This window comes from Pseudoalteromonas sp. MelDa3, from assembly GCF_002863625.1.
Classification (GTDB): Bacteria; Pseudomonadota; Gammaproteobacteria; order Enterobacterales; family Alteromonadaceae; genus Pseudoalteromonas; species Pseudoalteromonas arctica.
The window spans coordinates 1-13,114 of sequence record NZ_PJBR01000019.1; the positions used below are offsets into that span (position 1 = coordinate 1).

Genomic DNA, 13,114 nt, shown 5'->3' on the forward strand with positions numbered 1-13,114 from the left:
TTTTTGCGCCACAACGGCGTACCAATTAAGCAAGGCAAAAAAGGCTTCATATACATTTTAGCGTTTTCTGCTTTTGTACTTGGCTTTTTTGTATTGATAATGCAAATAACCGAATATGCCCCAACCGATTTGTAGGCATTAAAAAAGCCGCAAAAGCGGCTTCATTCTATTTAGCGTTTGGCTGTTAAACGCTAAAGCTTGCACCACAACCACAGGTTGTTGTTGCATTAGGATTAGATACAAAAAAGCGTGCGCCTTCTAATCCTTCAGTGTAATCAACTTCACCGTCAACCAAATATTGAATGCTCATTGGATCGATAACGAGTGTTACACCATTTTTTACAATTTCTAAATCACCAGGATTCGCTTTTTCATCAAAAGTAAAACCATATTGAAAACCAGAACAACCACCACCTGTTACATAAACACGCAGTTTTAAATCTGGATTTTCTTCTTCGTCGATTAACTGTTTAACGCGAACAGCAGCTGCATCGCTGAACTTAATTGGTAATTCTTCAGACATTTTAAAACCCTCAATATCGCAATGGCGTGATTATCTAATACCCGAGTGTTTTAATCAAGTATAGTAAAACAACTCTTTACTCTAAGTTATACCTATAAATTAGTAAAAAAGTGGTTAAACATTAGCTCACTAAAATAATACTTAAGCAAACTAAAAGCGACCCTTGTAAACTATAAATTCATTAAAAATTTTAGTTATAAAAAATAGGTCTTAATCTTTACTGCAAATTGTTAATATAAGTTACGAAAAATTCAAAATCACAAGGACTTAACTAAACTCTTTTGCTAAAATGCTGCTGAAAAATGCGGCGAGGAAATAATGCATGTGGCTTGAGCAACTCAGGCGTCGACTGGCAAAACCTAAAACATCTGTACAATTATGCTTATTAGGCGTAGTTGCCGGATTAATTGCTGCATTTTTTATTATTTTATTTCGCTTAACTATTTTGTTTTTTCAAAGCTTATTTTTGGAAACACCTGACGACTTTACTACCCTACCGACTCTTGAACGCGTTTTAATGCCATTAATAGCCGCATTTTTAATTGCGTGCTTTGCTGCATTTACTGGCTTTAAACATTACCGTTTAGGCATTCCTTTTGTTATTCATCGTATTAAACGCCATTACGGGCAAATGCCTTTATACAATACGGTTAATCAATTTGTTGGTGGCGCACTTGCACTCATTAGCGGTTTTTCGGTTGGCCGAGAAGGGCCTTCCGTACATATGGGCGCAACAGGTGCGAGTATTTTAGCGGATAAACTACATTTACCGCATAACGCCATGCGTACTTTAAGTGGTTGCGGCGTTGCAGCAGGTATAGCCGCTTCGTTTAATACCCCACTTGCAGCCGTTATTTTTGTAATGGAAGTGGTACTTCGAGAATATAAAGTACACATATTTGTGCCAATCATGCTTGCTGCTGTTACTGGTGCACTCGCTACGCAGTTTGTTTTTGGTGAAGGCTCTGAACTTGCACTCATTACAATAGCGCCATTAAGTGGTTGGCATTACCCTTATTTAATATTATGCGGTATGGCGCTGGGCGCTATAGCATTTAGCTTTAATCAAAACTTAATGCTAATTATTAAAACATTTAAACCTTTAAGTATGTTTCCTCGTTTACTAATTGCAGGGTGTATTGCCAGCTTGATAGCTTACGCGGTGCCTCATGCTATGGGTTCTGGTATGAGTGCGATTACTATCGCGGTTGAATCGCCTGATAACGTAAAGCTGCTTACTACCATTTTAATAGCTAAACTACTTGCCACATTGTTTGCTATTGGTTTGGGTATTCCTGGTGGTTTAATTGGTCCGGTAATTGGGCTTGGTGTATTAATTGGGACATTAATGGCCTTTTTTGCTCAATATATTAGCCCGGGTACTGATATTGCGGGTACGTATGGGGTTTTAGGTATGGCTGGATTATTAGCGGCTACACTGCATGCACCGCTTGCTGCATTAACAACAGTAATGGAGCTTACATCATCACCTGAAATAATCGTTCCTGCGATGATAGTTATAACCACTGCATATGTAACTGCATTACAATTTTTTGGAAATCGCTCCATATTTTTGCAGCAATTAGATTTTCAGGGATTGCCGTACCATGTATCTCCCGCTACCGAAGCATTACAAAAAGTGGGAATAATGGATGATATGGATGAAGACTTTAAATTGCTTTACTCAGACGATAAAGAGCAAATAAAAAATACGCTTGATGCCATGGATAGCCAAACACCCTTGATTGTTTTTGACGAAGAAAATGGCTATCGCCTCGCTGAATACGATTTAACGCTAATGTCTGATGAAGCAATAAATATAAATTACATTAGCTTGCAGGGCATCAGCAGCCAAGCCACCCTAGCCGATGCATTCGATATACTAAAAGATAAAAGAAGTGGCGCGCTTTACGTTTATAACCTTTTAGATAATCAACAAATTATGGGGCTATTACGCTGGGATCAAATTCATCATATTTTAACCATTCGTAACAGCTTACTTTAAGCAATAAGGACTATTATGAGCGCATTATTGATTTATAAAACACTCCACATATTTTTTATGATTGCGTGGTTTGCCGGTATTTTTTACTTGCCTCGATTATTTGTATATCACGCAATGAGCGAAGAAAGATCATGTAACTCTATGCTTAAAGTTATGGAGCGCAGGTTACTTTATTTCGTAACCCCATTTGCTGTTTTAACGGCTGTATTTGGTGTGTTAACCATTGTTGAATATGGTCGTGATTGGTTTAAATACAGTATGTGGCTACATTACAAACTTGTACTGGTAATTATTTTATACCTATACCACGGCTACTGTTTTAAGTTATTAAGTGACTTTAAACATGACCGAAACACTAAAACAGACCGCTTTTACCGTATTTTTAATGAGCTCCCTGTTATTGCGCTGCTCATCATAGTGGCACTTGCGGTAATAAAACCTAATTTATAAGCGTTTCGGTGCATGTTAAACTGCGCTGCAATTTACAATACTTGCTATAACACGCGCGATTGCGTGCTCCATTTATGGATTATCGCGCCCATTTGATTGATTAGGAATTACCCCATGTTAAGTTTCCAAGGCGAACATATACTGTCTGTAAATCAGCTAGACAGAGACTGCATTGAACGTATTTTTGCAGTAGCTAAAAAAATGGAGCCTTATGCTAAAAAACAAAAGCAAACAACGGTGCTTAAAGGCGCTATTTTAGCTAATTTGTTTTTTGAACCAAGTACTCGCACGCGAGTTAGCTTTGGTACAGCCTTTAACTTACTAGGCGGTGGTGTACGTGAAACTACAGGTATGCAAAGCTCAGCGCTTGCAAAAGGTGAATCACTTTACGATACCGCGCGCGTTATTTCAGCTTACGCCGATGCTGTTGCTATGCGCCACCCTGATGCAGGCTCAGTAAGTGAATTTGCTGATGGCTGTACTGTGCCAGTTATTAATGGCGGCGACGGCCCAAATGAGCACCCGACTCAAGCATTACTTGATTTATTAACCATTGAGCGTGAATTACACCGTTTTGATCAAAATATTGATGGCATGCATATAGCGCTTGTGGGTGATTTAAAATATGGTCGCACAGTGCATTCTCTATCAAAGCTATTGTGCCATTATAAAAACGTAAAGTTTTCGATGGTCGCGCCTGATGGCCTACAAATGCCAACGAGCATTTTAGATGCCGTAGAAAATGCAGGACACAAAATTGAGCTAGTAAACAAGATGGAAGGTAATTTAGCAGCCGATATTGTCTACCAAACACGTATTCAAGAAGAGCGTTTTCCTTCACAAGAAGAAGCAAATAAATACCGTGGCGGTTTTAGAATTAGCCAATCTATTTACAGCGCTCATTGCAAACCTAACTCTGTATTAATGCATCCGTTACCACGCGATAGTCGCTTAGAAGCCAACGAGCTTGATAACGACTTAAACAGTAACGACAATTTAGCAATATTCCGCCAAGTACAAAATGGCGTATTAATTCGTATGGCACTGTTTGCTTTAACACTCGGCGTAGAAAATAAAGTCGATAAGTATGAAGTGGACGTACCTTGGTTTAGCCGCAAACGCGACAGCTAAACCCTCTTTAAGTGACAATTTATAGGATTTTTCATGACAATTAGCCAAGACTTATTTGAACGCGCTCAAGCCTCTATTCCAGGTGGCGTAAACTCGCCAGTTCGTGCTTTTAACGGTGTAGGCGGTACGCCGCTATTTATTACAAAAGCAGAAGGCGCGTTTACATTTGATGCCGACGGTAATCGTTACATTGATTATGTTGGCTCTTGGGGGCCTATGATCATGGGCCATAACCACCCTGCAATTAAACAAGCCGTGCACGAAGCAGTAGAAAATGGCCTTAGCTATGGCGCGCCAACTGAAGCCGAAATACTAATGGCTGAAAAAGTAAAAGAGCTGGTTCCATCAATCGAAAAAGTACGCATGGTTAGCTCAGGCACTGAAGCAACAATGAGTGCAATTCGTTTAGCGCGTGGCTTTACCGGCCGCGATAAAATATTAAAATTTGAAGGTTGTTACCACGGCCATGCTGACTCGTTATTAGTTAAGGCAGGCTCTGGTGCACTAACAATGGGCGTACCTAATTCTCCTGGTATTCCTGAGGACTTTGCTAAGCATACACTTACTGTATCGTTTAATAACCTAGATGAAGTAAAAGCTATTTTTGCAAAATACGCTGACGAAATTGCCTGTATTATTGTAGAGCCAGTAGCCGGTAACATGAACTGCATTCCACCAGTACCTGGCTTTTTAGAAGGTTTGCGTGATGTGTGTGACGAATATAAATCAGTACTTATTTTTGATGAAGTAATGACGGGTTTTCGTGTTGCACTTGGCGGCGCTCAAGCGTATTACAACATTAAACCAGACCTTACGTGTTTAGGTAAAGTCATTGGCGGCGGCATGCCTGTTGGCGCATTTGGTGGTAAAACCGAAATAATGGATTACATTGCGCCTGTGGGCCCTGTTTACCAAGCGGGTACTCTTTCTGGTAACCCTATTGCGATGGCTGCAGGTTTAAAATCACTTGAGCTATTATGTGAGCCAGGTCTACACGATAAGTTAGAAGCAACGTCTAAAGCAATTTGTGAAGGCTTTGAAGCTGGCGCTAAAAAAGCAGGCATTGCATTAACAACTAATTATGCTGGCGGCATGTATGGATTCTTTTTTACTGATGCTGAAAAAGTAACAACCTACAAACAAGCAACTGAGTGTGACCTAGAGCGCTTCAAACGTTTTTTCCACCTGATGCTTGAAGAAGGTGTGTACCTTGCTCCATCAGCATTTGAAGCTGGCTTTGTATGTGCTGCACATACTGAGCAAGAAGTAAAAGAAACAATAGCAGCAGCAGAACGCTCGTTTGCTAAACTTTAAGTTAAAATTACTTTTTATATTTTATAAGCGCTTGTTTTTACAGTGTGTAATTAAGACTAAAGATTGAAAAAAGCCCGAAAGGGCTTTTTTTATTTGTAAAGTACTATAAATGAATGATAATTAAGCATAACAAGGTCTATTCACCTTTACCCTAATTACAAAAATACAAGAGAGCCTTATGTCAGGATTACGCCAATTTTCTTTTCCCGCTATCCAGCTAATGGCAAATTTAAAATACAAAACTAAAATCAGCTTAATGTTTGGAATTTTACTCGTTCCTCTTGCACTTAGTTTGTTTTTTTTAGTCTCATTATTAAGTGAAAGTATCGCTGTTTCAAAAATGCAGCAACAAGGTTTAAAAGGCTACAGGTCAATACTCTCAAATCAAATGCAGGGGGAAGCAAATCAAAATATAAAAATTGCTCGCTCACTCGGTTTTGATATAAAAGACGATCAAGCAAATGATGTACTTGAACTTGTTTCTATTCAGTCTAACTTAGCATTAGATAGCCAGTTAGCCAGTGCTTACGTAAACCGCTCTTTAGTCACGCCAATTCCTGCACTTATAATGCAAATAAACTCGACAGCGCAAAGCGCAAACACTGTTTTGGCAAGTAATCGTTTTACGCCAGATACGTTTATAGCACTTTCAAATTTTAGTAAGTCACTTCCTTTATATGAAAAACAACTCGATAAAATACTCAATGTAGCCACCAATGCTGACAAATCAGTAAATAAAGCGCTCATGCCTTCGTTAAATAATTTACACAGTGCTGTTGGTGCATTTAAAAAAGCGATAGATGAAAAACTACTTGAGCCAGACGATATTTTGTTAACTCAATCAGAATTTACTAAACTAACAAACAATGTTCACAGCAGTATTAATCAACTTGTTAGTAAGAGTATTCCAACGCTTGAGAGCCTTATTGAAGCAAAACTGCAAACTCAACAGTGGACTCGAAATCTTGTTTTAGCCGCTTCATTGATTAGTTTGTTATTTGCATTTTATTTAATGATTGGTTTTTATTTTGCAGTTGTTGATACTATTAATCGCTTTGCTGATGCCGCTAACAGAGCCGCAAATGGCGACTTAAATGCCACTATAGATTCGAGTACTAATGATGAAATGGGAATTATTGCATCGCGCTACAATGCATTACTTAATGCATTTTCACATTTATTATTTGATGTTAAAGCAAGTACAGAAGAGCTATGCGGCGCAACTAAATCGCTATCACATGCGAGTAGCCAAACAAGCAATGATGTTTCAAAACAGCAAATTCGAGTAAATGCCATTTATAATGCACTCAGCGAAATGGCTCAAAACGCACTTGCTGTTGAAGAGTCAGCGCATCAAGCAACGCTTACTGCGCAAGATGCTGCTGCGCATGTAAAGCAAGGTTCAGACAATACAATGGAGCTTGCTAAATATATGCAAGATCTACAAATTGAATTTGCAGAGAGCCAACAAGCGCTCGATAAGCTAGCACAAGATAGCCAAGAAATTAGCAAAGTAAGTAAAGGTATTAGTGAGATAGCCGATCAGACAAACTTGCTTGCACTAAATGCCGCTATTGAAGCTGCACGAGCTGGCGAGCATGGTCGAGGCTTTGCCGTTGTAGCTGATGAAGTAAGAACTCTTGCTCAGCGTACACAAACACAAACACAAGAAATTCACCAAATTATTAGCTCCTTACAACAAGCATCTGACGACACTCAGCAAAAAATGCGTTCAAGTGTTGAAAAAATGGAGCAATCGGTAAAAGCAGCCAATCAAACCAATGAAGTATTGCAAAGCGCAGAGCAAAGTATGGGCGACATTAAACATCAAGGTGAAGTTATTGCAGAGCGTGTTAAACAGCAGTCAAATGCGACAACACAAGCATTGAATGATTCGCAAGAGGTGAGTAATTTAGCAGATCAAACGCTAACATCAGCTCAATCAACGCTGCAAGATGCACAGCAGCTAAGTCGCTTATCTAATGATTTAACCAAATCAATGCAGTTTTTTAAATCTTAAGCGTTAACTACAACTCACAAAAAAGCCGCTAAATAAGCGGCTTCGTTGTTTAAAGTAGTCTTAGATTAACGAATACATTGTGGTCTTGGCTCAAACTCACTCGCTCTAAGTGGTAGCTGAATCACCTTGCCACATCCTGGTGGTGCCTGCTTACCCGTTTGCTCATTTACAAATGCCCAGCGTATTGATGGCGGACGCGTATCGGCTATTGCTTGTGGATTAAGTGGCTTTAAGTAGCGAATATATGCTTCTAATGCACCTACGCTGCCCGTTAAACCCGTGCTTTTGTTGTCGTCTCGACCAAGCCAAGCTACCGTCACTGTATTTTGATCAAAGCCTGCAAACCAACTATCACGTAAATCGTTACTAGTGCCAGTTTTGCCTGCAAGTTGGATTGATGGGAAGTGTAAATTTAAGCGTTTAGCAGTGCCGTCTTTCGTTACGCGTTTCATCGCGTATTTAGTCATATACATTGCAGATTTATCAAAACGAGGCTCTGCATTTACTTTATGCTTATAAAGTACTTTACCAACCGAGTCAGTTAATGCCGAAATTGCAGTGAGCTTTTTATATTCGCCATCTGCAGCAATTGTCGTATAAAGCTGAGCAACTTCAAAACTCGACATTTCAACAGCCCCTAAAAGCAACGATGGGTATTCGTTTATCGCCCCTTTAGCGCCTAATCCTTTTAGTGTTTTCGCGACTTTATCAACACCTACATCGAGGCCTAAATTAACCGCTGGAATATTAATACTGTTACTAAATGCTTTATAAAGAGGGATTGCTCCACGGTATTTATGATCAAAATTTTCTGGTTGCCACACTTTTCCCTGCTCATTTGTAACCTGTACTGGCGAGTCATCAAGCAAAGTAGCTAAATTATAATGTGGTAATTGCAATGCGGTTAAATACACAGCAGGTTTTACCAGCGAGCCAATATTACGTTTTGTATCTAAAACACGATTAAACCCTGAATAACGAACATCGCGCCCTGCAACAAGTGCAGATACACCGCCCTTTTCTACATTAACAGAGATCATGGCTGCTTCTAGTTTTTCGGTTCTAGGACGATTTTCCAGGTACGGTAAGCTCTTTTCAATAGACTCTTCCATTGCTGTTTGCTTTTGCAAATCAAAATAAGTAAATACTCTTACACCTGCATCAAGTGTTTGCTGATCTGGCAATAATTCATTTAATTCTCTGTTTACTAACTCTAAATAGCCTGGATATGATTTTTGTAAACTCGCTTTCATTGGCGCAATATCAATTGGGCGATTAAGCGATGCACGGTACTCTTTTGTGCTAAGTAGCTTGTTTTCAACCATAAGGCGAAGCACTAAGTCTCGGCGCTCCATTGTGCGCTCTTTATAGCGACGTGGGTTGTAATAAGATGGACCTTTAACCATTGCCACCAGCAAAGCAATTTGATCGTACTCAAGCTCATCTACCGGCTTTGAAAAGTAAAAGTCAGCAGCAAGCCCCATACCGTGCACACCTTGGTTGTATGACTGCCCTAGGTATACTTCATTTAAGTAAGCTTCTAATATCTGATCTTTTGAATAACGATAATCTAAAATAAGGGCAATAAAGGCCTCATTTATTTTTCGTACTAAAGAGCGCTCACGTGTTAGGTAAATATTTTTAGCTAACTGCTGAGTAAGCGTACTACCACCTTGAACGGTGCGCCCCGCTTTAATATTAGAATAAAGCGCGCGTAAAATAGAAAACACTGATACACCATGATGTTCGTAAAAATCACGGTCTTCAACCACCAATAGCGTATCTTTTAGCATTGCTGGAAACTTATCTAGTGGTACAAATTCTCTATCTTGTTTAGAGTCATTACCAATACGCGCTATTTGCACAGGCTCTAGACGGGCAGAGTTTAAACGTCTGCCAAATTTATCTTTAATGGTCGCAACTTTTTGCCCTGCAAAGCGAAGTTCAATAATATGTGATTCTTCAAGGCCATCATAAAATTCAAAATCACGACGATCAATCTTGATGCTATCTGCTGTTTTAACAAACTGTCCTGTGCGGCTTAATCTATTAACCGATGAATAATTTAAACGCTCTAGCTCAAACACTACTTCCTGGCTTGATAAAAATTGCCCCGGATAAAACTCCATAGAACGAGCATACACTTGCGCTGGAAGTTGCCATTTATTACCTTCAAATATACGCGTTGTTTTTGAATCTAAATAAATGAAATACATTGCCATTGCAATAAAAACAGCCAAGCTTAGTTTCCAAAACACTGACCATGTTTTTCTCATAAAAGAGCGTTTAACAGTGGTTTCCACTGTTTTTTTACTGCCCTTTGAGGTGCCTTTTTTTGTCTTGCTTGACGATTTACTTGCACGTTTAACTGCAGGTTTACTGGTAGGTGTTTTTTTATTGTCAGCCATTTAAGTGTAATTTATTCCAAGGGTTATTCACGAGTGTGAGCTTAGCATATTGGATATATCCTAACATCCGAAAAGTTAACCCCCCCTGAAACAAAAAAAGCCCTACCGAAGTAGGGCTTTGTGTAAACACACTATTATTTAAATAAACTATTAGCTATTTCGAACAGAAACAAACTCTGGGTAGGCTTCAATACCACAATCGTGTTGATCCATACCGTTTAGTTCTTCTTCTTCGGTTACTCGTATACCCATTGTTTTGTTAAGCACAGTCCAAACAATAAATGATGCTGCAAATACAAAGGCAAGAATACATACTAGACCAATTAACTGATTAACAAAGCTTGCGTCGCCATTTGTTAGCGGTACTAACATAATACCTAATGCGCCACACGTACCGTGAACAGAGATAGCACCCACTGGATCGTCAATCTTAACTTTATCAAGTGCTATGATACTAAATATAACAAGTGCACCACCAAGTAGACCAAGTAGACATGCCATTAATGGTGATGGTGATAAAGGGTCTGCTGTAATAACAACTAAGCCAGCTAACGCACCATTTAATACCATGGTTAAATCTGATTTACCCCAAAGCACTTTGCACACAAACAGTGCTGCAATAGCACCCATTGCAGCGGCAGCATTAGTATTAAGTAATATTTGGCCTACTGCAGTTGCGTTTTCTTTATCAGAAAGTAGTAATTGAGAACCACCGTTAAAGCCAAACCAACCCATCCATAAAATAAATGTACCTAGTGTAGCAAGTGGTAAGTTTGAACCTGGAATCGGGTATATTTCACCGTTCTTACCGTATTTACCTTTACGAGCACCTAGAATTAACACACCTGCTAATGCAGCTGCTGCGCCTGCGCCATGTACAATTGCAGAACCTGCAAAATCAACAAAGCCCATTTCAGATAAGAAACCACCACCCCATGTCCAGTAACCTTCAATAGGGTAGATAAAACCAGTTAGTACTACAGCAAAACCTAGGAAAGCCCACAGTTTCATACGCTCAGCAACCGCACCCGATACAATCGACATAGCGGTTGCAACAAATACTACTTGGAAGAAAAAGTCAGATTCTAAAGAATGGTCAGCATCGGCAGCTTGCGTACCAATTAAAGCGCCTATTGAAGGAATGAAACCACCTTCGGCATTGTCTACATACATAATGTTGTAGCCAACTAATAAAAACATCGTACATGCAATTGAATATAGCGCGACATTTTTAGTTAAAATTTCAGCTGTGTTTTTAGAGCGAACTAAGCCCGCCTCTAACATGGCAAAACCTGCTGCCATCCACATTACTAATATACCTGATATTAAAAAATAGAAGGTATCGAGTGAAAACTTTAGTTCTATTATTGTATTTTCCATGAGACCCCCCTTAAATTGCTTCTTCGTCAAGTTCGCCAGTACGGATACGAACAATTTGATCCAAGTCGTACACGAAAATTTTACCGTCACCAATTTTACCTGTTGATGCAATTTTAGTGATTGCTTCAACAACGCGTTGACAATTTTCAGTACGAGTTGCAATTTCAAGTTTGATCTTAGGAATAAAATCTACTTGGTATTCTGCACCACGATATAACTCAGTATGACCTCGTTGACGTCCAAAACCTTTAACATCAACTACTGTCATCCCCTCAATTCCTAAATCAGCGAGTGCTTCACGCACGTCGTCTAATTTAAATGGTTTTATGATTGCACTAATCATTTTCATAGCGGCCCCCTCGGACTCTTTATTGTTATCTTATTGGGTTAAACAATCCAACCTTTGTGCCACTATTTTTATATTTTTAAAAACAACAAGTTAATACAAAATACAAACTCAAGATCAAAAAAAACGCACCAATTTGGTGCGTTAATTTAACAAGTCAGCTACATTGGTGCGTGATATATCTCTATATATTTATCGCGTACCTAGCTTTATTAAGAAAGGTTATACCACGCAGTTTCTGCCTTGGCTTTTAGCTTGATATAATGCTTTGTCAGCAACACGCATTGCCTGCGTTAAACTAGTGTCTTGAAAGTCAGCTAAGCCTATACTTGTGGTAATTTTAATCGATTTATCGCTAATAGAAAAATCGTAACTAGCCATCTTTTTCCTGAATGCTTCAAAGTATTCGCGACCGCGTTCTAACTCTATTTCAGGTAATATTATGGCAAACTCTTCTCCACCAACGCGTGCAACCGTAAAGTTTGAAAATGTAGATCGTATTAATGAACCAACCTGCTTTAAGGCCTGGTCGCCGCCTTCATGGCCGAACGTATCATTAATATTTTTGAAAAAATCGATATCAAGCAATGCAAGAGTATTTTTCTGATTTTTACCTTTAAGAAGCTTTTCTGCATATTGATAAAAATAGCGTCGGTTATGAAGCCCTGTTAAATGATCCCTATGTGCGCTTTCTTTAATATCTGAAATTAACGACAGCTGCTCCATTGTTTGAAGTACACGACAATGAAACTCCTCATTCATAAATGGCTTTGTTAAAAAGTCATTGGCGCCGTATTTAATAAACCGCGCTGATAGGCCATGCTTTCCCGCGCCCGACAAGCCAATAATTGCTAAGTCGTCTCGGCCTCTAAAATTACGTACCGCTTTGACAAGTTCAAAGCCATCCATAGAGGGCATAGCATAATCGGTCATAAGTAGCTTTATATCAGGATTAGCTTTTAATATTTCGAGTGCTTGTTGTCCATCGTGGGCATCTGTTACATCAAACAATTGCTTTTCTAGCATTTGCTTCATTAACGAGCGACTTAGTAACGAGTCATCTGCTATTAGTGCTTTACAGCCTTGATTTCTGAGTAATTGCGCAACGAGCTTAACGGCATAATGGTAAGAATCGCGATTATCTTTAATAACATAATCAACTACGCCCAATTCAAGCATTTGTTGGCGCTTGTACTCATCTATTTTTGAGGTTAAAACAACCGTAGGAATTTTTTTAGATAAAGTATATTTTGCAACTTCACCGTGCGGAGCATCTGGCAAAGTTAAATCAACTAACGCAAGCGTATAATCGTACTTTTCTACATAAGTCGCGCATTCTGCTAAAGACCAAGCAAAATCAATTGCTACATCAAGGTATTGTGCAGTTAAGTGGCGAAGCACCTGCTGCACTACTTTACTGTCTTCAACCACTAATACTCTTTGCATAAAGCTTCTCTTTACCTTTAATTAATTTTGTAACAAAACGACAAATACAATGCTATTACTGCAATAGCATTAGTCATAAACATCCGGTGTA

10 protein-coding genes are annotated in these 13,114 nt (G+C 39.1%); 5 read left to right on the forward strand and 5 right to left on the reverse strand.

The genetic code is table 11. The features are described 5' to 3' along the window. Positions 1-184: 184 nt before the first annotated feature. Positions 185-523 carry an iron-sulfur cluster insertion protein ErpA gene (gene erpA, locus CXF89_RS06085; RefSeq protein WP_002958911.1) on the reverse strand — a complete coding sequence of 113 codons (339 nt, stop codon included), beginning with the start codon at positions 521-523 and terminating at the stop codon, positions 185-187. 322 nt (positions 524-845) lie between these two features. Here erpA and CXF89_RS06090 point away from each other — a divergent pair, with 322 nt between their 5' ends. The 5 genes from CXF89_RS06090 (at position 846) to CXF89_RS06110 (ending at position 7,443) form a co-directional block, all read left to right on the forward strand. After that, a complete protein-coding gene (locus CXF89_RS06090) occupies positions 846-2,528 on the forward strand; it encodes a chloride channel protein (RefSeq protein ID WP_007584866.1) in 1,683 nt (560 codons plus the stop codon). A gap of 15 nt (positions 2,529-2,543) precedes the next feature. Then, the gene (locus CXF89_RS06095; RefSeq protein ID WP_007584864.1) at positions 2,544-2,978 is read left to right on the forward strand and encodes a CopD family protein; all 435 of its coding nucleotides are present in this window, start codon (positions 2,544-2,546) and stop codon (positions 2,976-2,978) included. A 114-nt stretch (positions 2,979-3,092) separates the two neighbouring features. Continuing rightward, positions 3,093-4,109: an aspartate carbamoyltransferase gene (locus CXF89_RS06100; RefSeq protein ID WP_007584862.1), complete on the forward strand. Its 1,017-nt coding sequence runs from the start codon at positions 3,093-3,095 to the stop codon at positions 4,107-4,109. 33 nt (positions 4,110-4,142) lie between these two features. Then, complete coding sequence (gene hemL, locus CXF89_RS06105; RefSeq protein WP_024589288.1) at positions 4,143-5,423, forward strand: glutamate-1-semialdehyde 2,1-aminomutase; 1,281 nt, start codon at positions 4,143-4,145, stop codon at positions 5,421-5,423. A gap of 178 nt (positions 5,424-5,601) precedes the next feature. Continuing rightward, a complete protein-coding gene (locus CXF89_RS06110; RefSeq protein ID WP_121954084.1) occupies positions 5,602-7,443 on the forward strand; it encodes a methyl-accepting chemotaxis protein in 1,842 nt (613 codons plus the stop codon). Positions 7,444-7,508: 65 nt separating this feature from the next. Here the strand turns inward: CXF89_RS06110 and mrcB are convergent, their stop codons facing one another. The 4 genes from mrcB to CXF89_RS06130 all read right to left on the reverse strand — a co-directional run bounded on the left by mrcB (position 7,509) and on the right by CXF89_RS06130 (position 13,023). Then, on the reverse strand, positions 7,509-9,851 hold the full coding sequence (gene mrcB / locus CXF89_RS06115) for a penicillin-binding protein 1B (protein WP_121954085.1): 2,343 nt from the start codon (positions 9,849-9,851) through the stop codon (positions 7,509-7,511). A 150-nt stretch (positions 9,852-10,001) separates the two neighbouring features. Further along, positions 10,002-11,231: an ammonium transporter gene (locus CXF89_RS06120; protein WP_121954086.1), complete on the reverse strand. Its 1,230-nt coding sequence runs from the start codon at positions 11,229-11,231 to the stop codon at positions 10,002-10,004. A 10-nt stretch (positions 11,232-11,241) separates the two neighbouring features. Then, entirely contained in the window at positions 11,242-11,580 is a 339-nt protein-coding gene (locus tag CXF89_RS06125) for a P-II family nitrogen regulator (protein WP_004587162.1), read from the reverse strand. A 219-nt stretch (positions 11,581-11,799) separates the two neighbouring features. Further along, on the reverse strand, positions 11,800-13,023 hold the full coding sequence (locus CXF89_RS06130; RefSeq protein WP_121954087.1) for a diguanylate cyclase domain-containing protein: 1,224 nt from the start codon (positions 13,021-13,023) through the stop codon (positions 11,800-11,802). Between the last annotated feature and the right edge of the window lie 91 nt (positions 13,024-13,114).